Below are 22,873 nucleotides of genomic sequence, written 5' to 3' on the forward strand. Positions count from 1 at the left end.
GTCGCAGGAATGAGTGTTTAGCGGGGCGCATATGCTAGCATACCGACCCCGCAGCATAGTGCCCAACGGCTATTCTGCGGCACGGCTTTCTTGCCGTCCGGGTCAGCTCTGGGCTGCTCCCTTCCCTGCCAATTTTCTCCGGGATACAGGTTTACGCAGATGAGCAAGACTTCTCTCGATAAGAGCAAGATCAAGTTCCTTCTTCTCGAAGGCGTCCACCAATCGGCTGTCGACGTCCTCAAGGCGGCGGGCTACACCAGCATCGAGTACCTCACGGGTTCTCTGCCGGAAGCCCAGCTCAAGGAAAAGATCGCTGACGCTCACTTCATCGGCATTCGCTCGCGCACTCAACTGACCGAAGAGATCTTCGATCACGCGAAGAAGCTGGTTGCGGTCGGCTGTTTCTGCATCGGCACCAACCAGGTCGACCTGGACGCTGCCCGCGAACGCGGTATCGCGGTGTTCAACGCGCCCTACTCCAACACCCGTTCCGTAGCGGAGCTGGTGCTGGCCGAAGCGATCCTGCTGCTGCGCGGCATCCCTGAGAAGAACGCTTCCTGCCACCGTGGCGGCTGGATCAAGAGCGCGGCCAACTCCTTCGAGATCCGTGGCAAGAAGCTGGGCATCGTCGGTTACGGCTCGATCGGTACTCAACTGTCGGTCCTGGCGGAAGGCCTGGGCATGCAGGTGTACTTCTACGACACCATCACCAAGCTGCCTTTGGGTAACGCCACCCAGGTAGGCAACCTGCACGAGCTGCTGGCGATGTCCGACATCGTTTCGCTGCACGTACCGGAAACCGCCGCCACCCAGTGGATGATGGGCGAGAAAGAAATCCGTGCCATCAAGAAAGGCGGCATCCTGATCAACGCCGCCCGCGGCACCGTGGTCGAACTGGACCACCTGGCGGCCGCCATCAAGGACAAGCACCTGATCGGCGCGGCCATCGACGTATTCCCGGTGGAGCCACGCTCCAACGACGAAGAGTTCGAAAGCCCGCTGCGTGGTCTGGACAACGTGATCCTGACCCCGCACATCGGCGGCTCTACCGCTGAAGCCCAGGCCAACATCGGTCTGGAAGTTGCGGAAAAACTGGTCAAGTACAGCGACAACGGTACCTCGGTATCGTCCGTGAACTTCCCGGAAGTGGCCCTGCCGGCTCACCCTGGCAAGCACCGCCTGCTGCACATCCACGAAAACATTCCGGGCGTACTCAGCGAGATCAACAAAGTCTTCGCCGAAAACGGCATCAACATCTCCGGTCAGTTCCTGCAGACCAACGAGAAGGTTGGCTACGTGGTGATCGACGTCGACGCCGAGTACTCGGACCTGGCGCAAGAGAAGCTGCAACACGTCAAAGGCACCATCCGTAGTCGGGTGTTGTTCTAAAAGCAGCTACAAGCGGCAAGCTTCAAGCGGCAAGTTGAGTTCGTTTTCGCTTTGACTTGAAGCTTATAGCTTGCAGCTTGCAACTATAAAAAAGGGAGCCCCAGCGAAGCGGGCTCCCTTTTTTATTTCACATTGACGGTGATCTTCTCGGAAACGATCGGTGGATCGAACGGCATATGGTTGCTATCGCCCAGTTCAAGCTGCAGGGTGTGTTTGCCCGGCGTGAGCGTGACTTCAGCCTGGGTCTGCGCGGCGCCGAAATGCTGGTGGTTGGCATCTTTGGGGATCGGCGCTCCGGCGGCCGGCAACTCATCGACATCGATCAGCAAATGGTGATGACCGGTGTTCTTGGTGGTATCGCCCGCCGGTGCCAAGGCAATATTCTCAACAGCGAACTTGACGACCACAGTCTGTGGAACATTCGCGCCGTCCTTGGGAGACACGATGGACACTTCGGCGCCTTTCGGAGCCGGCGTTGCAGCACTGGCCAGCACCGAAACACCCATCAACAGGCCAGCCAAAGCAGCACGTGACATAAAGGTTTTCATTCTCTTCTCCAGTTTTTTCGTAAAATCCGCGTGACCATGACAACTTCATGGCCATTCGTTGTCGAAGGCACTCGACAACCATAGCAAAGCGAGCCTGAATCAGAGGGTCGCGATAATAAATTCAAAGGAGTGACCATGCGCTTTCTGCCTGGCCTGATCTGCCTGCTACCCCTTCTGAGCCCTTTGGCTCATGCCGAACTGATTGATGACGTCAACGACCGGGGCGAGTTGCGCATAGCCGTTGAAGCCAACACTCCCCCCTTCAACTACAAGGATGGCGACAAGCTCACCGGCTTCGAAGTCGAACTGGGCCAACTGCTGGCAAGTGAACTCGATGTCCGGGCCGACTTTGTCGTCACCGACGGCAGCGATCTGCTGACCGGCGTCGAAAGCGGCAAATACGACATCGCTATCAACCACATAGCAGTGACCCCGGATCTCAGTGATCGTTTCGATTTCAGCGAACCCTACGTTCAAGCCCATGCGCAATTGATCGCGCAGAAAGAAGAGCCGCGCTCCATTCTGCTGGTGCAGTCGCTGACCGAAGGGAAGCCCAAAACCAACCCGGCCGTGAGCCTGGCGATTCCGTTTCAGAAGGGGAATCCGGCGTTCCATGCCAGCCTGGAAAACGCCTTGCAGCGAATCAAGGATGATGGGCGACTGCACGCGCTGGAGCAGAAGTGGTTGGGGGCGGATGTGGTGCCGAAGCTGCAGAACTGAAGTGAATGCAGAACCTGTGGGAGCGAGCTTGCTCGCGATGAGGCCAGTCCAGTCAACATTGATGTTGAATGTCAGGCCGCCATCGCGAGCAAGCTCGCTCCCACAGTGTCTTTTGTCGCTCGTTAATCGAGTGTTGCCAACGCCTGAGCCGCCTGCGGCAACTCCAGCTCACTGAACACCTGCACGCCATGGCGCTTGAGCAGCGCCGCCGTCACGCCCTCGCCACTGACCTTCACCCCGCTGAACGTCCCGTCATAGGTCAGCAGATTGCCGCAGGACGGACTGTTGGCCTTGAGGACGGCAATGCGGATGCCGTGTTTTTGCACCAGTTCCAGCGCCTGATACGCCCCCGACAAAAACTGCGCGCTGACATCCTCGCCCTCGGTCGTGATCACCACGGCCTGGCCATCGAGGACTTGCGCGCCCTGCCCGCCTGGAATTTCCGCGGCCGCCCGAGGCGTTGGCAAGCCACCGGCGACTTCCGGGCACAACGGCACGACCCGACCTTCGTCGAGCCATTGCTGAAGCTGATCGAACGGCCCGCTGGCCCCGCCGTCGTAACGAACGCGGTGGCCCAACAGGCAGCGGCTGACGAGAATTTTCTGCATGATCAGAACGGCTCGTTGCCGCGCCGCCGAAACCAGCCCGTCAGCGACAGGCGATCGCGGGTCGCGGGCAGGACTTCGTGGGGAACCTCTCCGGAGAGAAACACCACCAGGCAGCCGCCGGTAGGCTGCACGTCGTGGACGCGATCGTTGTCGAGGTACATGCGCAACGAGCCGCCGTGCTCGGGAAGCCAGCCGTCATTGAGGTAAACCACCGCCGAAACCATGCGCCGGTCGTCATCGCGAAAGCGATCGACATGCTTGAGGTAGAACGCCCCGGGCGGGTACATCGCAAAATGGCTTTCGAAATCCTCCAGGCCGAGAAACAGACCGCGGTTGATCGCCTCGCGCAGGCTGTCCATCAAACTCAGATAGCTGTCGCAAGCCTCGGCCTGGCCGGGGTCGATCCATTGGATATGGTCGCCACGAATCCCTTCGCGGATCTCCGACGACGGCCCACGTCCCACGGCGGCCGGAGCCAGTTCACCCTCGGCAGCACGTTTGCGACACTCGGCCGCCAGCGCTCTGGTCAGGTCCTGAGGCAGGAAAATATTCTGCTGCGACCAGCCGTGCTCGGCCAGGTCGTCGACGATTCGTAACAGCAGCGGGTGATCAGAGGATATTTGCATGCCGCGCATAGTATTCCTGTGCCCGAAAATCCGACAGAGCCGCGCAGCGGGTTGATACGAATTCTCGACAAGTACGGATACCACACGGAGAATAGTCGCCTGCTGACAGGAGTCCCTATGCGCCGTTTGCTTTTATCACTGCTGATGTTCTGCGTTTTGCCCGCCTGGGCAGACGGCCACGACCAGTTGTACAAGGTCGCCGGCTGGCCGGAACAACGCGCGCATTTCAACGACGCCCTCTCGGCTGCCCAGCAACGCTATCAGGGCAGCCTGCCTCCGGCGGTGTATCAGGCTCTGGTCAATAACAGCAATCAGCGATTTTCCGCCCAGGCCGTGGACCAGCGCGCCGAAGCGCAATTGCGCAAGAACCTCGCCGATCCAAAACCTGCACTGACGTTTTTTCAGTCGCCTCTGGGCAAGAAGATCGTTGCTGCCGAGTTGCTGGCGACCCGTCGCGACCAACTGGCGAAAAATGCCAAGGGCTTGCCAAAGATGCAGGCCAGTGACAGCCGCCTTTTGATCATCGGCCATCTGGCACAAGCGCTGCCTGCTCGCGAGGCTGGCGCGGAAGTCAGCCTGGCGATTGCCGGTGTGGCCGCCGACAGCCTGAGTTCGATGATCCCGGGATTGCTCGGTGCCGGTCAGGCCCAGGGCATGCTCAACGGCCAGCGCCAGCGCCTGATGGACCAGATTGGCAGCGACCTGAACAACACGCTGCTGTATGTCTATCGCGACCTGTCGGACGACGAGCTGGAAGAGTTCGCGACCTTTGCCGAATCGACGCAAGGCCAGGCTTACTATCAAGCGGCACTGGCAGCGATTCGCGCGGGGTTGGCGGTGGGGCAGAGCAATTCGAACCTGACCCAGTGAAAAGATCGCTCTGTAGGAGCTGCCGAATGCTGCGATCTTTTGATCTTGCTTACCGATTCTGACGACTCATCCGCCTGCTCAAAAACCCGAAATACTCCGTGCGCATCGCCAGTGTTTCATTCGCCAGATGATGTCGCGCCTCAGGCAACATCAAGACCTGCGGCCTATCAAACTTGCCCCGCAACACTTCAAGGTTATGTTCCCAATCCACGGTCATGTCCGCCTGCCCCTGCACGATCAGCGGCCGCCTGGTGCTGACCGGCGCCGCTTCAACGCGTTTGATCCAGCGTGCCAGCGCGCCCACCCAGGCTGTCGGCAGACGCAGCGGCTGCAACGGATCGGCTTGCAGGAACGGCAGAAAGGCCGGGTCGTTGGAGTTCTCGCTGAAGCGCCGGGCGATGGCTTTGACGAACGGCCTGAGCACGTAATAGCTCAGATGCGACCAACCCCACGCGCGCGGCCGCACCAAGGGTGCCAACAGGATCACCTGCCCCTGGGCCGGGCTGCTCGCCCCCGCATTCAACACATGATCGATCACGATCGCCCCGCCGGTACTTTGCCCGCACAGGTGCCACGGTTGCGGCAATTCGAGGGATTGCGCCTCGCTGAACAACCCCTGCAACGTGTCCTGGTACTCGGCGAAATCCTTGATGCTCGCCCGTTCGCCACTGGACAAGCCATGTCCCGGCAGGTCGCAGGCAATCACCGCAAAGCCTTGGTCCAGCGCCCATTCGATCACATGCCGGTAGAGACCGGTGTGGTCGTAGAAACCGTGGATGACAAACAGCGTCGCCTTCGCCCGCTCGGGCCACCAGAACTGGCTGACCAACTGATATCCATCAACCTCGAAGCGTCCAAGACCGCTGCGCACCTGACGCTGCGCAAAATCCAGCCCGTAGAACTGCTGGTAGGCCTTCGCCTGCGTCGACAACGGCTGCCCGGCCGCCAGTGGCAGCAGACTTGCACGTAGAAGATCAGGGTCGAAAGTGGCCGGCATGGACGATTCCAGAGCGTGAAACGGACTTTATAGGCCTGCGATATTCTTCTGTCGCGGCAAGCATGGCAAGCTAGCCGACCTTCGAGGACTGAACCGATGCGCCCGCCCTTTCGCGCCACCCTGTTTGCCAGCCTGCTCGCCGTGGTGTGTGCCGGCGTATTGTGGGCGGCCTACGACTGGTTCCAGGGGCGTTACCTGCGGGCGTTCAGCGAGCACACGGCGATGTTTTCGGGGGATCCGCTGCGCCTTCCCGATGACCTCGCAGGCCCTGGCGCCATCCGCCTGGTGCATTTCTGGGACCCGGCCTGCCCATGCAACGTCGGCAATCAACAACACCTGACCGAACTGGTCGAGCGCTATGTCCCCCACGGCGTGGAATTCTATACCGTGCAAAAACCCGGTAGCCATGGCCAGTTACCGGGCACCCTGAGCCGCCTGAAAACCATCGACGTCCTGCCCGGTTCCGAACAGATCCCCGCCAGCCCGGCCGTGGCAATCTGGGATCGCAGCGGCAAACTGGCGTACTTCGGCCCCTACAGCGAGGGCCTGACCTGCAATTCCAGCAACAGCTTTATCGAACCCATCCTGCAAGCGCTCGATGAAGGCCGAGCGGTGAGTGCCACGCACACACTGGCGGTGGGGTGTTACTGCCCGTGGCCTGTCGATCCGGCGAAGTAGGCAAAGACACGCCAATACGAATCCCTCCTATGGGCGATGCGCCAAGCCGGCGCGCCGTGTTACACAGTGGCACCTGGAATCACAATAACAACAAGGAGTCCCCATGAAACGCAGCCTGACCGCTCTCGCGCTGTTGATTGTCGTGCTGGCCGCCGGAGCCGGCTGGTATCTCTACAGCAAGCAGCCGTCACGCCAGGGCATGGTGGAACTGCAACACCTGCAAGGCTCGGTCACCGTGCGCTACGACGAGCGCGGCGTTCCGCATATCCGCGCCGACAACGAACTCGACCTGTACCGCGCGCTCGGCTACGTGCATGCCCAGGACCGCCTGTTCCAGATGGAAGTCCTGCGTCGCCTGGCTCGTGGCGAACTGGCCGAGGTGCTTGGACCGAAGCTGCTCGACACCGACAAACTGATGCGCAGCCTGCGCATTCGCGAACGCGCTGAAACCTACTTCGCCAATCTCGACAAACAGTCATCCTCTTTCATCGCCATGCAGGCTTATCTGGACGGCATCAACCAGTATCAGGACAGCCACGCCAAACCCGTGGAGTTCGATGTGCTGGGCATTCCAAAACGCCCGTTCACCGCCCAGGACACCATCAGCATCGCCGGTTACATGGCCTACAGTTTTGCGGCGGCATTTCGTACCGAACCTTTGCTGACATTCGTACGCGATCAACTGGGCCCTGACTACCTGAGCGTTTTCGATCTCGACTGGCAGCCCAAAGGCGTGCTCGACGGGACCGCACCTTCCCTGGCCAGTGCCGACTGGAAAGACCTCAACGCCCTCGCCCGCCTGAGCGAACAAGCCTTGGCTGACAACGGTCTGCCCCAGTTCGAGGGCAGTAACGCCTGGGTCGTCGCGGGCAGCCGGACCCAAAGCAGCAAGCCACTGCTGGCGGGCGATCCGCATATACGTTTTTCCGCTCCATCGGTGTGGTACGAAGCCCAACTCTCCGCGCCGGGCTTTGAACTCTACGGGCATTACCAGGCCTTGATGCCGTTCGCCTCCCTGGGCATGAACAACGACTTCGGCTGGAGCATCACCATGTTCCAGAATGACGACCTCGACCTGATCGCCGAGAAGGTCAACCCGGACAATCCCAATCAGGTCTGGTATCGCGGCAAGTGGGTGGACATGGTCTCCAGCGAACAGAAGATTGCGGTCAAGGGCCAGGAACCGGTGACGCTGGTACTGCGTCAATCGCCCCACGGCCCGATCGTCAACGATGCCTTGGGCAGCGGCGCCGGCAAGACACCGATTGCCATGTGGTGGGCGTTTCTCGAAAGCCAGAACCCGATCCTGGAGGGCTTCTACCAGCTCAATCGCGCCGACACCCTGGCCAAGGCCCGAGGTGCCGCAGCAAAAATCCAGGCACCGGGCCTGAACGTTGTATGGGCCAATGCCAAGGGTGACATCGGCTGGTGGGCGGCGGCGCAACTGCCGAAACGTCCGGCGGGTGTACGCCCATGGTTCATCCTCGACGGCAGCAGCGCCGAGGCCGACAAGGATGGCTTCTATCCGTTCAGCGCCAACCCTCAGGAAGAAAACCCGGCGCGGGGCTACATCGTCTCGGCCAACTTCCAGCCGGTGTCGCCGACCGGCATGGAGATTCCCGGCTATTACAACCTTGCCGATCGCGGCCAGCAGCTCAATCGCCAGCTCAGCGACAAAGCCGTGAAATGGGACCTGGAAAACAGCCAGAAACTGCAGCTGGGCACCACCACCGCCTACGGCCCGCGCTTGTTGGCGCCGCTGCTGCCGGTGTTGCGCGAAGTGGTGAGCGACCCCGCCGAACTCAAACTGGTGGAGCAACTGGCCCAGTGGAAAGGCGACTACCCGCTCGATTCCACCAGCGCCACGCTGTTCAACCAGTTGCTGTTCAACCTGACTGACGCGACGATGCACGATGAACTGGGTAACGACTTTTTCGAAACACTGCTCTCGACCCGGGTGATCGACGCCGCGCTCCCCCGCCTGGCCGCCAGCGCCGATTCACCGTGGTGGGACAACCGCAGCACCCTCGGCAAGGAAACCCGCGCCGACACGGTGAAGACCGCCTGGCAAGCCAGCCTCGCCCACCTCAAGAGCACCCTCGGCGCAGACGCCTCGCAATGGCAGTGGGGTAGCGCGCACACCTTGACCCATGGTCATCCGCTGGGGCAGCAGAAGCCACTGGACCTGGTCTTCAATGTCGGCCCCTTCGCCGCCCCCGGCAGCCATGAAGTACCGAACAACCTCTCGGCGAAGATTGGCCCGGCACCCTGGCCCGTCACCTACGGCCCCTCGACCCGGCGCCTGATCGACTTCGCCGACCCGGCCCACAGCCTGACCGTCAACCCGGTTGGCCAGAGCGGCGTAGTGTTCGACAGTCACTATGATGACCAGGCCGAGGCCTACATCGAGGGGATGTACTTCCAGGCGCATCTCAATGATGAAGAAGTCACGGCCAATACGCGCAGTACGTTGAAGCTGTTGCCGGCGCGGGTGGCTCAGTAATTTTGCATTGGCTGGACCGCCCCCTTCGCGGGCAAGCCCGCTCCCACAGGGATCTGTGTCGAACACAAATTTTGTGAACACCAGAGAAACCTGTGGGAGCGGGCTTGCCCGCGAAGGGGCCCGCAAGAGCAATGCAGATTCATGCTTCAAACCATCGCCGAAAAATTCAACCTGAACTGCTGCGGCGTAACCCCCAGCCTGCGATTGAACACACTGCGCATGTGCTGGGCATCGCGAAATCCACATTGATAGGCCACAGTCTTGAGCGGCGCACGAGTGCTTTCGAGCATCACCCGCGCTGCATCGACCCGCGCGCGTTCGACGAACTCGGCCGGGGTGATTTTCGCTTCCCTGGCAAACACCCGGGAAAAATTGCGCGCGCTCATGTTGGCCGCATTGGCCAGGTCGGCGATGGCCAAATCGCCCGTCAGGTTGGCCAGCACGTAATGCTGGACCATCGCCACCGCCGAGTCCGGTTCGGCGTGGGGCGTGAGGAACGGGCTGAACTGCGACTGCCCGCCCGAACGCTGGGTGAACACCACGAGCCGCTTGGCGACATTCAGCGCCACTTCCGGTCCGTGATCCCGGCCCAATAGATACAACGACAGATCGATCCCCGCCGTGACCCCGGCCGAGGTAAACAGGTCGCCGTCCTCAACGTACAGTCGATCCGCTTCCACGCGGGACGAGGGGCACAGCGCCGCCAGATCCGATGCGTCCTGCCAATGCGTGGTGACCGTGCGCCCCTCCAGCAACCCGGCGCGGGCGAGCATGAAGGCGCCGTTGCAGATCGAGCCAAACCGCTGCGCCCGCCCGCAGGCCCCGCGCAGCCAGGTGTCGAACGCCACGCCGAAACTCATGAACGGTAATTGCGGCCCGCCCGCCACCAATAACAAGTCGTACGCCTCGAGCGCTTCGCTGAAATGCCGATGGGCATTGAGTGCCAAACCGTTGGAGCACGCCATTATCCCGTGCTCGACACCGATCACCTCCAGCCGATAGTGATCCTGCGGGGCAAGGAATCGATTGGCCTCGGAAAACACATCCATGGGGCCAGTGACATCCAGCGACTGGACACCGGCGAAGACCACGATGGCGATGGTTTTACTCATGGTTCGAAACGCCTTTTATGAATCAGGATTGACGCGTACCTGTGGCGAGGGGGCTTGCCCCCGTTCGGCTGCGCAGCAGTCGTAAACCGCTTGAACGCGGTTTACCTGAATGAGCATTGGGGCCGCTTCGCGACCCAACGGGGGCAAGCCCCCTCGCCACAAAAGCGGGTTTAGTGCGAGCAACCCTAGCCAAACCAGGCGCAACAAGCGAGGTTGGCGCGATATGCATGCTCATTGGCCGGGATCGCAGCCATGGCGCGATTGTCCGGTTTCGGGGGGCGGAACAGACTGAAACCCTCAGCGCCACCCAGGCGTTCACGACGAGGAAAACTCCATGAGCACCACCATCGCCGGCATCAGGATCCCCGACAGCGCGCTGGCCAAGGCCACCACCGAATACATCCGTGACATCGAATCGGACCTGCTCTACCACCACTCGCGTCGGGTCTTTCTGTTCGGCGCCCTGAGCGGTGAGCGCAAGCAATTGGCTTACAACCCGGAGTTGCTGTACGTCGGCGCGATGTTCCATGACCTCGGCCTGGTGGAGGGGCACCGCAGCGACAACGAGCGTTTCGAAGTCGACGGCGCCAATGCGGCAGCCGCATTTCTCAAGCCTTACGGGCTGAGCGACGACGATATCGAACAGGTCTGGCTATCGATTGCCCTGCACACCACACCGGGCGTTACTCAGTACTTGCGGCCCACCGTGGCGCTGGTAACGGCTGGAGTCGAGATGGACGTGCTGGGCATGGACTACGCGGCGTTCTCCAGCGTGCAGCGTGAAGAAGTGGTGCATGCGCATCCACGGGGTGAGGGGTTCAAGGAGTGCATCATTTGCGCGTTTGCCGATGGCTTGCGTCATCGTCCGCAGACTACGTTCGGGAATGTGAAGACGGATGTGCTGGTGGATCAGGAGCCGGGATTCAAGCCGATGAATTTCGTCGAGGTCATTCGCCAATCTCCTTGGATTTCCTGACCGCCAAAGAACCTGTGGGAGCGAGCTTGCTCGCGATGGCGGCATCACAGTCAACATCGATGTTGAATGTCAGTCCGCTATCGCGAGCAAGCTCGCTCCCACAGGGGGGCGGGTTGACCGCAGTGTTGTGGTCAACCCGGCATCAGGCTCAAGCCGCTTCCGGCGCCTGCGCCCGACGCACGTCCGGTTGCTTCCACGAGTCGGCGGCCGCTTCTTCGATCGCTTGCTGGATCGCACGACGACGACCTTCTTCGGCGCGACGGCTGAAGAACCAGACCAGGAAAGTCACGATCGACACTGCCAACAGGATCAGGCTGGCCACGGCGTTGATCTCGGGCTTCACCCCCAGACGTACCGCCGAGAACACCTCCATCGGCAGGGTCGTGGACCCCGGGCCCGACACGAAGCTCGCCAGCACCAGGTCATCCAGCGACAGGGCGAACGACATCATGCCGCCCGCTGCCAGCGACGGTGCGATCATCGGGATGGTGATCAGGAAGAACACCTTCCACGGCTTCGCGCCCAGGTCCATGGCCGCTTCTTCGATGGACAAGTCCAGCTCGCGCAAGCGTGCCGAGACCACCACCGCCACATAGGCCGCACAGAACGTGGTGTGGGCGATCCAGATGGTGATGATGCCGCGTTCCTGCGGCCAGCCGATCATCTGCGCCATGGCCACGAACAGCAGCAACAGCGACAGACCGGTGATCACCTCAGGCATCACCAGCGGCGCGGTCACCAGGCCACCGAACAGGGTACGGCCCTTGAAGCGCGTAATACGCGTCAGGACGAACGCCGCCAGGGTACCCAGCGCCACCGCCGCCACCGCCGTGTAGCAGGCGATTTCCAGCGAGCGCACCACCGAGCCCATCAGTTGCGAGTTGTCGAGCAGGCCGACGTACCACTTGATCGACCAGCCGCCCCACACCGTCACCAGTTTCGAGGCGTTGAACGAGTAGATAACCAGGATCAGCATCGGCAGGTAGATGAACAACAGACCCACTACCAGCATCAGGCTCGAGAAACGGAAGCGCTTCATTCTTTACCCTCCATTTCCTTGGCCTGACTGCGGTTGAACAGGATGATCGGCACAATCAGGATCGCCAGCATCACCACCGCCAGGGCAGACGCCACCGGCCAGTCACGGTTGTTGAAGAACTCTTGCCAGAGCACTTTACCGATCATCAGGGTTTCCGGGCCGCCGAGCAGTTCCGGGATCACGAACTCACCCACCACCGGGATGAACACCAGCATGCAGCCGGCGATGATGCCGTTTTTCGACAGCGGCACGGTGATTTTCCAGAAGCTGTTGAAGGTGCTCGAACCCAGGTCCGACGCAGCTTCCAGCAGGCTCTGGTCGTGCTTCACCAGGTTGGCGTACAGCGGCAGGATCATGAACGGCAGGTAGGAATAAACCACACCGATGTAGACCGCCAGGTTGGTGTTTAGGATCTGCAGCGGTTCGTTGATCCAGCCCATGCTCATCAGGAAACCGTTGAGCAGGCCGTTGTTGCTGAGGATGCCCATCCACGCATACACGCGGATCAGGATCGCGGTCCAGGTCGGCATCATGATCAGCAGCACCAGCACCGTCTGCACTTCCTTGCGGGCAACGGAGATGCCGTAGGCCATCGGGTAGCCGATCAGCAGGCAGAGGATGGTGCTGAAAAACGCCATCTTCAACGAGCCGAGGTAAGCGGCGATGTACAGCTCGTCACCGGCCAGCATCGCGTAGTTGCCCAGATTAAGCAGCAACTGCAGCTTCTGCTCGGCGTAGCTGTAGATTTCGGTGTAGGGAGGAATGGCCACGTCCGCTTCGGCGAAGCTGATCTTCAAGACGATGAAGAACGGCAGCATGAAGAACAGGAACAGCCAGATGAAGGGAACCCCGATGACCATCTGACGGCCACCGGGAATTATTCGATTGAGTCGACGCTTGAATTTGCGCATGTTCATGAGCGAAGTACCACGCCGCTATCGTCTTCCCAATACACGTAGACCTGATCACCCCAGGTCGGCCGCTGGCCACGGCGCTCGGCGTTGGCGACGAAGGACTGGACGATCTTGCCGCTCGGCAATTCGACGTAGAACACCGAGTGGCCGCCGAGGTAGGCAATGTCGTGCACCTTGCCGCTGGACCAGTTGTATTCGCAGGTCGGCATGGTCGGGGTCACGAGCAGTTTTTCCGGACGGATCGCGTAGGTCACGGATTTGTCTTGCACCGAGGTGCTGATGCCGTGGCCCACATAGATCTTCCGGTCGAGGTCCTTGCAGGTGATGATCGCGTGGCCCTCGGCGTCGTCGATCACTTCACCGTCGAAGATGTTGACGTTACCGATGAATTCACAGACCAGGCGGCTGGTCGGGGTTTCGTAGATGTCGATCGGGCTGCCGATCTGGGCGATCCAGCCCAGGTGCATGATCGCGATGCGCTCGGCCATGGTCATGGCCTCTTCCTGGTCGTGGGTCACCATGACGCAGGTTACGCCGACGCGCTCGATGATCTCCACCAGCTCCAGCTGCATCTGCGAGCGCAGCTTCTTGTCCAGTGCGCCCATCGGTTCGTCGAGCAGCAGCAGCTTCGGTCGCTTGGCCAGGGAACGAGCCAGGGCCACACGCTGACGCTGGCCACCGGACAACTGGTGCGGCTTGCGCTTGGCGTACTGGCTCATCTGCACCAGCTTGAGCATGTCGGCCACTCGCGCATCGACTTCGGCGGCAGGCAATTTGTCCTGCTTGAGGCCGAAGGCGATGTTCTGCGCCACGGTCATGTGCGGGAACAAGGCGTAGGACTGGAACATCATGTTGATCGGCCGCTCGTAGGGCGGCATGTCGGTGATGTCTACGCCATCGAGGAAAATGCGCCCCTCCGTGGGCCGTTCGAAACCTGCGAGCATGCGCAGCAATGTGGACTTGCCCGATCCCGAGCCGCCGAGCAGGGCGAAGATTTCGCCTTTCTTGATTTCCAGGGACACGTCGTCCACGGCAATCGTCTCGTCGAACTTCTTCGTGACCCGGTCGATTTTGACCAGCACCTGTTTAGGTTGCTGGTCGCCCTCGAGGGCTTTCTTATAGGCGCCGGAGGCAACTGCCATTTACGAAACTCCCAGAAAAAAAGAGTGCAGTTCGCTCAAGGTGAGCCAACCTTGGATATTTGAGCCTTGAAACTATTTACCCGACTTGACCATGGTCCAGCTGCGGGTCATCAAGCGTTGAATCTTCGGTGGCAACTCGACGGACACGTAGGTCTTGTCGAGCACCTCTTGCGGTGGATAAACCGCTTCGTCGGTGCGAATGGACTGTTCCATCAGTTTGTCCGACCCCGGATTAGGGTTGGCATAGCCGACGTAGTCGCTGACCTGGGCGATAACCTCGGGTTTCAGCAAATAATTGATGAACGCATGGGCCTCCTTGGGGTTGGCCGAATCCTTCGGAATCGCCAGCATGTCGAACCAGAGAGCGCCGCCTTCCTTCGGAATGGCGTAGGCGATGTTGATGCCTTTCTTGGCTTCCTGGGCACGGTTGCGGGCCTGGAAGATATCGCCGGAGAACCCGACCGCCACGCAGATATCGCCGTTGGCCAGGTCGGTGATGTACTTGGACGAGTTGAAGTAGGTGACGTAGGGGCGCACGGCCAGCAACTTGGCGGTCGCCTTCTTGTAGTCTTCCTCGTTGGTGCTGTTGGCGTTCAGGCCCATGTAGTTAAGGACCGTCGGCATCATTTCATCAGCGGAATCGAGGAACGCCACGCCACATTTGTGCAGCTTCTTGATGTTCTCTGGCTCGAACAGCACGCTCCAGGAGTCAATCTTGTCGACACCCAGCACGGCCTTGACCTTGTCGACGTTGTAACCGATGCCGTTGGTACCCCACAGGTACGGCACGGCGTACAGGTTTCCCGGATCGTTCTGCTCCAGGCGCTTGAGCAGCACCGGGTCGAGGTTCGAATAGTTCGGCAGCTGCGACTTGTCGAGCTTCTGGAAAGCGCCGGCCTTGATCTGCTTGCCGAGGAAGTGATTGGACGGCACGACCACGTCATACCCCGTATGCCCGGCCAGCAACTTGCCTTCCAGGGTTTCGTTGGAATCAAAGACGTCGTAGACCGGTTTGATCCCGGTCTCTTTCTGGAAGTCCGCCAGGGTGCTCTCGCCGATATAATCCGACCAGTTATAAATATGCACGGTGCCGGCGGCCTGGACACTGACGGCAATCGTCAGCCCGGCGCCGACCAGCATGGCATTGCGCAACAAAGAAAAAATAGGCACGTGGAGGTCCTCTGAAATTAGTTGGGCCCAAGTTGCCCCGCGTTACATGACAACCGTGATTGCCCAGCAACAAAACCGGCGCGCAACTTACCCTCGAAAAACCGTTCCAGCAAAACTTTTATACAGATACCTGTAGGAGCAGCCGGTCGACGCTCGACTGCTCGCGATGAACCTGAGAGCACCGCGGGGTGCCAGGCACCCAGCGTTATCGTTGACGACCATCGCGAGCGGGCTCGCTCCTACAGGGGTTTTACTTATTTACCCGATTTGATCTTGGTCCAGCTGCGGGTCATGATCCGCTGGGTCGCGGCCGGCAAGTCGGCAATCGCGTACAGCTTGGCCAGCACGTCCGCCGGCGGATAAACGCCCGGGTCGCTGGTGATGTCTTTATCGACCAACGGAGTTGCAGCCGCGTTACCGTTCGGGAAACGCACGGCGTTGGTGATTTCAGCCATGATTTCCGGCTTCTGCAGGAAGGTCATGAACTTGTAGGCGCCTTCGACGTTTTCGGCATCTTTAGGGATGGCGACCATGTCGTAGAAGCTGCCGGCACCTTCTTTCGGAATGTTGTAGCTGACTTTCACCTTGTCACCGGCTTCGGCAGCGCGGGATTTGGCCTGGTAAATGTCACCCGAGTAACCCACGGCCACGCAGATGTTGCCGTTGGCGAGGTCCGAGATGTACTTGGACGAGTGGAAGTAGGCGATCGAAGGACGGACCTTCATGATCAGCGCTTCCGCCTTGTCGATGTCTTCTTTCTTCTGGCTGTCGGTTGGCAGGCCCAGGTAGTGCAGCGCCACCGGAATCATCTCGGTTGGCGAGTCCAGCAGGCTGATACCGCACGCTTTCAGCTTGGCGGCGTTTTCAGGCTTGAAGATCAGGTCCCAGGAATCGACCGGTGCGTCGGCACCCAGTGCTGCCTTGACCTTCTCGGCGTTGAAGCCGATACCGATCGAACCCCACATGTACGGGAAGGCGTGCTCGTTGCCCGGGTCGCTCACGGAAACGGCCTTGAGCAGGTCGGTGTTCAGGTTCTTCCAGTTAGGCAGCTTGGACTTGTCCAGCTTCTGGTAGACCCCAGCCTTGATCTGCTTGGCCAGGAAGTTGTTCGACGGCACGACGATATCGTAGCCGGACTTGCCTGCCAGCAACTTGGCTTCCAGGGTTTCGTTGCTGTCGAAGACGTCATAGACAACCTTGATGCCCGACTCGTCTTCAAACTTCTTGACGGTGTCCGGTGCGATGTAGTCGGACCAGTTGTACACGTGCAGTACTTTGTCATCGGCCTGAACCGCGCCCGCCATCAACCCCATCACGGACATGGCAAGCAGAGTCTTGCCAGCGAGCTTTTTACCTAGTGCCTTCATGCGTAATGCTCCAAATTTTTCTTTTTTGAACCACTTGTTCAGCGACCGAACCCGGGCAACTGGAACCGCGGCTAGTCTGGCAAGATCCACATCGGTCTTTCAAGGAAACGGCCACGCTTTCTGACTGTTCTGAGCGAAAGTTCCTACTTCATATGCAGAACTTCGGACTTCCGCTCAGAGCCTAGCACTTAGCCCTGCAATGCACTCAGGGTCAGGTCAAGACACTTGCGAGCCTTGGTCACCAGCTCATCGATTTCCGCCGGTGTAATCACCAGTGGCGGAGCGATGATCATGGTGTCGCCGACGGCGCGCATGATCAGGCCGTTGTCGAAGCAGAACTGGCGGCAGATCATGCCGACACCCTTGCCCTCGTAACGCTTGCGCGTGGCCTTGTCCTGGACCAGTTCGATGGCCCCCAACAAACCGACCCCGCGAACTTCACCCACCAGCGGGTGATCGTTCAGTTCCCGCAGACGCTTTTGCAAATACGGTGCCGTTTCTGCATGGACGCGCTCGATAATTTTCTCGTCGCGCATGATGCGGATGTTTTCCAGCGCCACCGCAGCCGCCACCGGGTGACCGGAGTAAGTGAAGCCGTGGTTGAAATCACCGCCTTCGTTCAGGACTTCCACCACTTCGTCACGTACGATCAGGCCGCCCATCGGGATGTAGCCCGAGGTCAGGCCCTTGGCGATGGTCATCATGTCCGGCTTGAGGCCGTAGAAATCGCTGCCGAACCACTCGCCGGTACGACCGAAACCACAAATCACTTCGTCAGCCACGAACAGGATGTCGTACTTGGCGAGGATTTCCTTGATACGCGGCCAGTAGGTGTCTGGCGGAATGATCACGCCACCGGCGCCCTGGATCGGCTCGGCAATAAAGGCACCGACGTTGTCGACGCCGACTTCCAGAATCTTTTCTTCCAGCTGGTTGGCCGCCCACACACCGAATTCTTCCGGTGTCATGTCGCCGCCTTCGGCGAACCAGTACGGCTGGGCAATGTGGACGATGCCCGGGATCGGCAAGTCGCCCTGTTCATGCATGTACGTCATGCCACCCAGGCTCGCGCCGGCCACGGTGGAACCGTGATAGCCGTTCTTGCGGCTGATGATGACTTTCTTGTTCGGCTGGCCCTTGATTGACCAATAGTGACGAACCATGCGCAGCATGGTGTCGTTGCCTTCAGAGCCGGAACCGGTGAAGAACACATGGTTCATGCCTTGCGGCGCGATGTCGGCGATGGCCTTGGCCAGTTCCAGTACCGGCGGGTGCGCCGTCTGGAAGAACAGGTTGTAGTAAGGCAGCTCACGCATCTGCTTACTGGCGGCATCGGCCAGTTCATCGCGACCATAACCAATCGCGACACACCACAGGCCGGCCATGCCGTCGAGGATCTTGTTGCCTTCGCTGTCCCAGAGGTAAACGCCCTTGGCATTGGTGATGATCCGCGGGCCTTTCTCTTTCAGCTGCTTGAAGTCGCTGAACGGGGCCAGGTGGTGATCGTTGCTCAGGGTTTGCCATTCACGGGTTTGCGGATTGTTGCTGGTCATGTGAATCTCCTAAAAAAATCAGGTGAAGGCGCCGTTAGAGGACAACGGCGCCCGGCGTATCAGACGGCAAAGAGCAGGAATTCCCTTTCCCACGAACTGATCACGCGCTTGAAGTTTTCATGCTCGGCCCGCTTGACCGCGACGTAGCCAGTGATGAAATTTTTGCCAAGGTAACGCTCGATGGTCGCGCTGTTTTCCATGCGTTCCAGCGCGTCTTCGATGGTCAGCGGCAGGCGCAGGTTGCGGCGTTCATAGCCACGCCCTACCACCGGCGCACTCGGATTCAGGCCTTCAACCATGCCGATGTACCCGCAGAGCAGGCTCGCGGCAATCGCCAGGTACGGGTTGGCATCGGCGCCCGGCAGGCGGTTTTCCACCCGACGGTTATTTGGCCCGGCATCCGGGACCCGCAGGCCCACGGTGCGGTTCTCTTCGCCCCACTCCACGTTCACCGGCGCCGAGGTATCGGGCAGGAAGCGGCGGAACGAGTTGACGTTGGGTGCGAACAGCGGCAACAGCTCGGGAATGAGTTTCTGCAAGCCACCGATGTGGTGCAGGAACAACTGGCTCATGGTCCCGTCGTCATTGGAGAAAATGTTCTTGCCGGTCTCGATGTCGATGATGCTCTGGTGCAAGTGCATGGCACTGCCCGGCTCGCCGGTCATCGGCTTGGCCATGAAGGTCGCGGCCACGTCGTGCTTGAGCGCGGCTTCGCGCATGGTGCGTTTGAACACCAGGATCTGGTCGGCCAGGGACAGGGCATCGCCATGACGGAAGTTGATTTCCATCTGCGCCGTGCCGTCCTCGTGGATCAGCGTGTCGAGGTCCAGGTCCTGCAGCTCGCACCAGTCGTAGACGTCTTCGAACAGCGGATCGAATTCGTTCGCTGCTTCAATGGAGAACGACTGGCGACCGATTTCCGGGCGACCGGAGCGGCCGATCGGCGGCTGCAGCGGGTAGTCCGGGTCGTCACTGCGCTTGGTCAGGTAAAACTCCATTTCCGGCGCCACGATGGGCTGCCAGCCTTTGTCGGAATAGAGTTTCAGGACTTTCTTGAGCACGTTGCGCGGCGACAGCTCGATCGGGTTGCCTTGCTTGTCGTAGGTATCGTGGATAACGATGGCGGTCGGCTCGATGGCCCACGGCACCAGGTACACCGCACTCTGGTCGGGACGGCAGATCATGTCGATGTCGGCCGGGTCGAGCAGTTCGTAATAGATGTCGTCTTCGACGTAATCGCCGGTCACGGTCTGCAGCAGAACGCTTTCAGGCAGGCGCATGCCTTTCTCGGCGATGAATTTGTTGGTCGGCGAAATCTTGCCCCGGGTAATCCCGGTCAAGTCGGCGATCATGCATTCGACTTCTGTGATCTTGTGGTTTTTCAACCAATCGGTGAGCTGGTCGAGGTTGTTACTCATAAATGCCTCTAGGCTTGAGTTGTCTGACCCTTTTAAGGTCAGGCGTTGTTTGACGCATCGGCGTCGCGTTGTAGAGCGTTTGCGCGGCAGATTATCGTGTTTGCCAGCACTGCCGCAGAGGCCGGGCGTGCAGAATTACGAGCGTTGCCCCGAACGATGGTCAGGCCGCTATTGTGAATCGGTTCTATATTGAATGGAGTAACCGTAATGGGGGTGCCATCGCGACCGTCCAGAATATCGGACGGGGACGGTTGAACCGTCGCGGATGGGAGGATCACCGCAAGCGCCGAGACCACGGAACGGACGGCCGTGTCATCACTGATGTGATAAACATGCCGACCGAGCTGTCTTGAGCAGTCGGTGACGCCGATTATCGGCAGGCGAGACATGAAGCACCCCGGTATTATTGCTGTTATGGGTTTGATTCGAGCTTAGCCTTGTTCATTTTTTTACACAACACCCCCGTAAAAAATACAACACGGCCCGCTCAAGCCTGCGGGCGCCATAGAGGCCAAGGGCATAAAAACGCCCCAAAGTGCCTCAAAAAAGCCACACGGGTGCTTTTTTAGGGCAAAAAAGGCCTCGCTTGACTTCGGCATGCCGTTCGGGTTGACTGAAACCAGAAAAGATCAATGATTGATATTTTTAACAACAAAGGTGTTGCATCATGTCGGTACCCCCGCGTGCCGTTCAGCTTAACGAAGCGAACGCGTTCCTTAAGGAACATCCTGAGGTTCTGTACGTTGACCTTCTGATTGCGGATATGAATGGTGTGGTGCGCGGCAAGCGCATCGAACGCACCAGCCTCCACAAGGTTTACGAGAAAGGCATCAACCTGCCGGCCTCTCTATTTGCTCTGGATATCAACGGCTCGACGGTGGAAAGCACCGGCCTGGGCCTGGACATCGGTGATGCTGACCGAATCTGCTATCCAATCCCCGATACCCTGTGCAACGAGCCATGGCAGAAGCGCCCGACCGCGCAACTGTTGATGACCATGCACGAACTCGAAGGCGAGCCCTTCTTCGCCGACCCGCGTGAAGTGCTGGCCAATGTGGTGCGCAAGTTCGATGAAATGGGCCTGACCATCTGCGCCGCGTTCGAACTGGAGTTCTACCTGATCGACCAGGAGAACGTGAACGGTCGTCCGCAACCACCTCGCTCGCCGGTTTCCGGCAAACGTCCGCACTCGACCCAGGTCTACCTGATCGACGACCTCGACGAATACGTCGATTGCCTCCAGGACATTCTGGAAGGTGCCAAAGAGCAAGGCATTCCGGCTGACGCCATCGTCAAGGAAAGTGCCCCGGCACAGTTCGAAGTCAACCTGCATCACGTGGCTGACCCGATCAAGGCCTGCGACTACGCGGTCCTGCTCAAGCGCCTGATCAAGAACATCGCCTACGACCATGAAATGGACACCACCTTCATGGCCAAGCCTTACCCAGGCCAGGCGGGTAATGGTCTGCACGTCCACATCTCGATTCTCGACAAAGACGGCAAGAACATTTTTGCCAGCGAGGATCCCGAGCAGAACGCCGCACTGCGTCACGCGATCGGCGGTGTGCTCGAGACCCTACCAGCGCAGATGGCTTTCCTCTGCCCGAACGTCAACTCCTACCGTCGTTTCGGCGCACAGTTCTACGTGCCGAACTCGCCGTGCTGGGGCCTGGACAACCGTACCGTAGCGATTCGCGTGCCGACCGGTTCCGCCGATGCCGTGCGCATCGAACACCGTGTGGCCGGCGCCGATGCCAACCCGTACCTGCTGATGGCTTCGGTCCTGGCAGGCGTGCACCACGGTCTGGTCAACAAGATCGAGCCTGGCGCTCCGGTCGAAGGCAACAGCTACGAGCAGAACGAGCAAAGCCTGCCGAACAACCTGCGTGATGCCCTGCGCGAGCTGGACGACAGCGAAGTCATGGCCAAGTACATCGATCCGAAATACATCGATATCTTCGTGGCCTGTAAAGAGAGCGAGCTGGAGGAGTTCGAACACTCCATCTCCGACCTCGAGTACAACTGGTACCTGCATACCGTGTAAGCGGTTGCGGTAGAGAAAACGCCGCCGGCTTCACAGCCTGCGGCGTTTTTTTATGGCCGCCTGCGGCGGATCGCTGGCAAGCCAGCTCCCACAGGGTTCTTTGTCGACCACAAATCGGGTGTACGAAACCAATCCCTGTGGGAGCGGGCTTGCCCGCGATGGCGTCCGGGCAGACAACACACAACCCGACTCGTACAATGCCCGCTGCCCCGCAGGAGACTCCAATGACACGCGTAGCCACCCCCCGCAAACCCCGCGCACGCAGCCAGGCCCGGATCGATTCGATACTCGATGCGGCCCGCACGCTGTTGGCCGCCGAGGGCGTGGCCAGTCTGTCGATCTACAGTGTCGCCGAGCGCGCGGAGATTCCGCCCTCCTCGGTCTACCATTTCTTCGCCAGCGTGCCGGCATTGCTCGAAGCCTTGACCGCCGACGTCCATGCGGCCTTCCGCGCGTGCCTGCAAGCCCCCATCGATCATCACGCCCTTGGCAGCTGGCGCGATCTGTCGCGCCTGGTGGAACAACGCATGCTCGACATCTACGCAGAGGACGCCGCCGCCCGCCAACTCATTCTGGCCCAGCATGGCCTGACCGAAGTCACCCAGGCCGACCGCCAGCACGACCTCGAACTGGGCGAGTTGATGCACAAGCTGTTCGATCACCACTTCGAGCTACCAACGCTACCGAGTGATGTCGATGTGTTCGCCCTGGCCATGGAACTTGGCGACCGGGTGTATGCGCGCTCGGTGCAGCAGCACGGGCAGATTACGCCGCGCATGGCCGAGGAAGGGATGCGGGTGTTTGATGCTTATGTGGGGCTTTATCTGCCGCCATACCTGCCCAAGCGCGCCGTGCTCTAAAGGATCGCACTGTAGGAGCTGCCGAAGGCTGCGATCTTTTGATCTTAAAAAAAACCCCGAAGGGCTCAAACCCTTCGGGGTTACTTGTGCCGCACGCGATCACAACTTGGCGATCGACACCTCGGTGGATTTCACAAACGCGATCACTTCACTGCCCACCGCCAGTTCCAGCTCTTTCACCGAGCGCGTGGTGATCACCGAGGTGACGATGCCGGAAGCGGTCTGCACGTCGATTTCCGACAGCACGTCGCCGAGGACGATTTCCTTGATGGAGCCTTTGAACTGGTTGCGAACGTTGATGGCCTTGATAGTCATGATGTTGATTCCTGTCGTTGGGTA

The 22,873-nt window shown here is 59.9% G+C and carries 22 protein-coding genes; 8 read left to right on the top strand and 14 right to left on the bottom strand.

What is annotated here, in order from left to right:
• The first annotated feature begins 159 nt into the window (after positions 1–159).
• Entirely contained in the window at positions 160–1,389 is a 1,230-nt protein-coding gene (gene serA, locus C9422_RS03140) for a phosphoglycerate dehydrogenase (protein WP_007976393.1), read from the top strand.
• A gap of 122 nt (positions 1,390–1,511) precedes the next feature.
• Here serA and C9422_RS03145 read toward each other — a convergent pair whose 3' ends face one another.
• Positions 1,512–1,937: a DUF4399 domain-containing protein gene (locus tag C9422_RS03145; RefSeq protein WP_102673493.1), complete on the bottom strand. Its 426-nt coding sequence runs from the start codon at positions 1,935–1,937 to the stop codon at positions 1,512–1,514.
• 135 nt (positions 1,938–2,072) lie between these two features.
• On the opposite strand from C9422_RS03145, the gene C9422_RS03150 reads away from it, so the two are divergent.
• Positions 2,073–2,657 carry a transporter substrate-binding domain-containing protein gene (locus C9422_RS03150; RefSeq protein ID WP_116579672.1) on the top strand — a complete coding sequence of 195 codons (585 nt, stop codon included), beginning with the start codon at positions 2,073–2,075 and terminating at the stop codon, positions 2,655–2,657.
• Between the two features lie 122 nt (positions 2,658–2,779).
• On the opposite strand, the gene C9422_RS03155 is transcribed toward C9422_RS03150, so the two are convergent.
• Together C9422_RS03155 and C9422_RS03160 are read right to left on the bottom strand one after the other, a co-directional pair.
• Positions 2,780–3,265, bottom strand: coding sequence for a DUF523 domain-containing protein (locus tag C9422_RS03155; RefSeq protein WP_116579673.1), 486 nt, complete (start codon positions 3,263–3,265; stop codon positions 2,780–2,782).
• A 2-nt stretch (positions 3,266–3,267) separates the two neighbouring features.
• The gene (locus tag C9422_RS03160; RefSeq protein WP_007976386.1) at positions 3,268–3,900 is read right to left on the bottom strand and encodes a 2OG-Fe(II) oxygenase; all 633 of its coding nucleotides are present in this window, start codon (positions 3,898–3,900) and stop codon (positions 3,268–3,270) included.
• Positions 3,901–4,008: 108 nt separating this feature from the next.
• Between C9422_RS03160 and C9422_RS03165 the strand changes: the two genes are divergently transcribed.
• Positions 4,009–4,761, top strand: coding sequence for a DUF2059 domain-containing protein (locus C9422_RS03165; RefSeq protein WP_102699611.1), 753 nt, complete (start codon positions 4,009–4,011; stop codon positions 4,759–4,761).
• Positions 4,762–4,810: 49 nt separating this feature from the next.
• Here the strand turns inward: C9422_RS03165 and C9422_RS03170 are convergent, their stop codons facing one another.
• Positions 4,811–5,758 (bottom strand): alpha/beta hydrolase, encoded by a 948-nt coding sequence (locus tag C9422_RS03170; protein WP_116579674.1) that lies wholly within the window; start codon positions 5,756–5,758, stop codon positions 4,811–4,813.
• Between the two features lie 96 nt (positions 5,759–5,854).
• Here C9422_RS03170 and C9422_RS03175 point away from each other — a divergent pair, with 96 nt between their 5' ends.
• Entirely contained in the window at positions 5,855–6,436 is a 582-nt protein-coding gene (locus C9422_RS03175; protein ID WP_116579675.1) for a DUF6436 domain-containing protein, read from the top strand.
• Positions 6,437–6,539: 103 nt separating this feature from the next.
• Positions 6,540–8,939: a penicillin acylase family protein gene (locus tag C9422_RS03180; protein WP_116579676.1), complete on the top strand. Its 2,400-nt coding sequence runs from the start codon at positions 6,540–6,542 to the stop codon at positions 8,937–8,939.
• 146 nt (positions 8,940–9,085) lie between these two features.
• On the opposite strand, the gene C9422_RS03185 is transcribed toward C9422_RS03180, so the two are convergent.
• Complete coding sequence (locus C9422_RS03185) at positions 9,086–10,051, bottom strand: GlxA family transcriptional regulator (RefSeq protein WP_116579677.1); 966 nt, start codon at positions 10,049–10,051, stop codon at positions 9,086–9,088.
• Positions 10,052–10,385: 334 nt separating this feature from the next.
• On the opposite strand from C9422_RS03185, the gene C9422_RS03195 reads away from it, so the two are divergent.
• Positions 10,386–11,027: an HD domain-containing protein gene (locus C9422_RS03195; protein WP_116579679.1), complete on the top strand. Its 642-nt coding sequence runs from the start codon at positions 10,386–10,388 to the stop codon at positions 11,025–11,027.
• Between the two features lie 148 nt (positions 11,028–11,175).
• Here the strand turns inward: C9422_RS03195 and C9422_RS03205 are convergent, their stop codons facing one another.
• From C9422_RS03205 to C9422_RS03240, 8 genes are all read right to left on the bottom strand, one after another.
• A complete protein-coding gene (locus C9422_RS03205; protein ID WP_007976370.1) occupies positions 11,176–12,066 on the bottom strand; it encodes an ABC transporter permease subunit in 891 nt (296 codons plus the stop codon).
• Positions 12,063–12,944 (bottom strand): ABC transporter permease subunit, encoded by an 882-nt coding sequence (locus tag C9422_RS03210; RefSeq protein WP_177323535.1) that lies wholly within the window; start codon positions 12,942–12,944, stop codon positions 12,063–12,065. Before C9422_RS03210 ends, C9422_RS03205 begins: the two co-directional genes overlap by 4 nt.
• A gap of 35 nt (positions 12,945–12,979) precedes the next feature.
• The gene (locus C9422_RS03215; protein WP_007976366.1) at positions 12,980–14,122 is read right to left on the bottom strand and encodes an ABC transporter ATP-binding protein; all 1,143 of its coding nucleotides are present in this window, start codon (positions 14,120–14,122) and stop codon (positions 12,980–12,982) included.
• A gap of 72 nt (positions 14,123–14,194) precedes the next feature.
• Complete coding sequence (locus tag C9422_RS03220) at positions 14,195–15,292, bottom strand: polyamine ABC transporter substrate-binding protein (RefSeq protein ID WP_007976363.1); 1,098 nt, start codon at positions 15,290–15,292, stop codon at positions 14,195–14,197.
• 254 nt (positions 15,293–15,546) lie between these two features.
• A complete protein-coding gene (locus tag C9422_RS03225; protein WP_104450197.1) occupies positions 15,547–16,659 on the bottom strand; it encodes a polyamine ABC transporter substrate-binding protein in 1,113 nt (370 codons plus the stop codon).
• Positions 16,660–16,847: 188 nt separating this feature from the next.
• The gene (locus tag C9422_RS03230) at positions 16,848–18,212 is read right to left on the bottom strand and encodes an aspartate aminotransferase family protein (RefSeq protein ID WP_007976359.1); all 1,365 of its coding nucleotides are present in this window, start codon (positions 18,210–18,212) and stop codon (positions 16,848–16,850) included.
• 59 nt (positions 18,213–18,271) lie between these two features.
• Entirely contained in the window at positions 18,272–19,630 is a 1,359-nt protein-coding gene (locus C9422_RS03235) for a glutamine synthetase family protein (protein ID WP_116579680.1), read from the bottom strand.
• A 38-nt stretch (positions 19,631–19,668) separates the two neighbouring features.
• Entirely contained in the window at positions 19,669–20,019 is a 351-nt protein-coding gene (locus tag C9422_RS03240) for a hypothetical protein (RefSeq protein ID WP_116579681.1), read from the bottom strand.
• A gap of 278 nt (positions 20,020–20,297) precedes the next feature.
• On the opposite strand from C9422_RS03240, the gene C9422_RS03245 reads away from it, so the two are divergent.
• Both C9422_RS03245 and C9422_RS03250 read left to right on the top strand, forming a co-directional pair.
• A complete protein-coding gene (locus tag C9422_RS03245) occupies positions 20,298–21,674 on the top strand; it encodes a glutamine synthetase family protein (RefSeq protein ID WP_015097275.1) in 1,377 nt (458 codons plus the stop codon).
• A 224-nt stretch (positions 21,675–21,898) separates the two neighbouring features.
• Positions 21,899–22,534, top strand: coding sequence for a TetR/AcrR family transcriptional regulator (locus C9422_RS03250; protein ID WP_116579682.1), 636 nt, complete (start codon positions 21,899–21,901; stop codon positions 22,532–22,534).
• Positions 22,535–22,633: 99 nt separating this feature from the next.
• On the opposite strand, the gene C9422_RS03255 is transcribed toward C9422_RS03250, so the two are convergent.
• Complete coding sequence (locus C9422_RS03255) at positions 22,634–22,849, bottom strand: molybdopterin-binding protein (RefSeq protein ID WP_007967989.1); 216 nt, start codon at positions 22,847–22,849, stop codon at positions 22,634–22,636.
• Positions 22,850–22,873: the final 24 nt, after the last annotated feature.

Origin of the sequence: Pseudomonas sp. B1(2018), assembly GCF_003097365.1 — a bacterium.
GTDB classification, from domain to species: Bacteria; Pseudomonadota; Gammaproteobacteria; order Pseudomonadales; family Pseudomonadaceae; genus Aquipseudomonas; species Aquipseudomonas laurylsulfatiphila.

Bases quoted from the DNA above. Each gene is read 5' to 3' on its own strand.
- serA (WP_007976393.1), top strand. From the start codon at position 160: ATGAGCAAGACTTCTCTCGATAAGAGCAAGATCAAGTTCCTTCTTCTC.
- C9422_RS03145 (WP_102673493.1), bottom strand. From the start codon at position 1,937: ATGAAAACCTTTATGTCACGTGCTGCTTTGGCTGGCCTGTTGATGGGT.
- C9422_RS03150 (WP_116579672.1), top strand. From the start codon at position 2,073: ATGCGCTTTCTGCCTGGCCTGATCTGCCTGCTACCCCTTCTGAGCCCT.
- C9422_RS03155 (WP_116579673.1), bottom strand. From the start codon at position 3,265: ATGCAGAAAATTCTCGTCAGCCGCTGCCTGTTGGGCCACCGCGTTCGT.
- C9422_RS03160 (WP_007976386.1), bottom strand. From the start codon at position 3,900: ATGCGCGGCATGCAAATATCCTCTGATCACCCGCTGCTGTTACGAATC.
- C9422_RS03165 (WP_102699611.1), top strand. From the start codon at position 4,009: ATGCGCCGTTTGCTTTTATCACTGCTGATGTTCTGCGTTTTGCCCGCC.
- C9422_RS03170 (WP_116579674.1), bottom strand. From the start codon at position 5,758: ATGCCGGCCACTTTCGACCCTGATCTTCTACGTGCAAGTCTGCTGCCA.
- C9422_RS03175 (WP_116579675.1), top strand. From the start codon at position 5,855: ATGCGCCCGCCCTTTCGCGCCACCCTGTTTGCCAGCCTGCTCGCCGTG.
- C9422_RS03180 (WP_116579676.1), top strand. From the start codon at position 6,540: ATGAAACGCAGCCTGACCGCTCTCGCGCTGTTGATTGTCGTGCTGGCC.
- C9422_RS03185 (WP_116579677.1), bottom strand. From the start codon at position 10,051: ATGAGTAAAACCATCGCCATCGTGGTCTTCGCCGGTGTCCAGTCGCTG.
- C9422_RS03195 (WP_116579679.1), top strand. From the start codon at position 10,386: ATGAGCACCACCATCGCCGGCATCAGGATCCCCGACAGCGCGCTGGCC.
- C9422_RS03205 (WP_007976370.1), bottom strand. From the start codon at position 12,066: ATGAAGCGCTTCCGTTTCTCGAGCCTGATGCTGGTAGTGGGTCTGTTG.
- C9422_RS03215 (WP_007976366.1), bottom strand. From the start codon at position 14,122: ATGGCAGTTGCCTCCGGCGCCTATAAGAAAGCCCTCGAGGGCGACCAG.
- C9422_RS03225 (WP_104450197.1), bottom strand. From the start codon at position 16,659: ATGAAGGCACTAGGTAAAAAGCTCGCTGGCAAGACTCTGCTTGCCATG.
- C9422_RS03230 (WP_007976359.1), bottom strand. From the start codon at position 18,212: ATGACCAGCAACAATCCGCAAACCCGTGAATGGCAAACCCTGAGCAAC.
- C9422_RS03235 (WP_116579680.1), bottom strand. From the start codon at position 19,630: ATGAGTAACAACCTCGACCAGCTCACCGATTGGTTGAAAAACCACAAG.
- C9422_RS03240 (WP_116579681.1), bottom strand. From the start codon at position 20,019: ATGTCTCGCCTGCCGATAATCGGCGTCACCGACTGCTCAAGACAGCTC.
- C9422_RS03245 (WP_015097275.1), top strand. From the start codon at position 20,298: ATGTCGGTACCCCCGCGTGCCGTTCAGCTTAACGAAGCGAACGCGTTC.
- C9422_RS03250 (WP_116579682.1), top strand. From the start codon at position 21,899: ATGACACGCGTAGCCACCCCCCGCAAACCCCGCGCACGCAGCCAGGCC.
- C9422_RS03255 (WP_007967989.1), bottom strand. From the start codon at position 22,849: ATGACTATCAAGGCCATCAACGTTCGCAACCAGTTCAAAGGCTCCATC.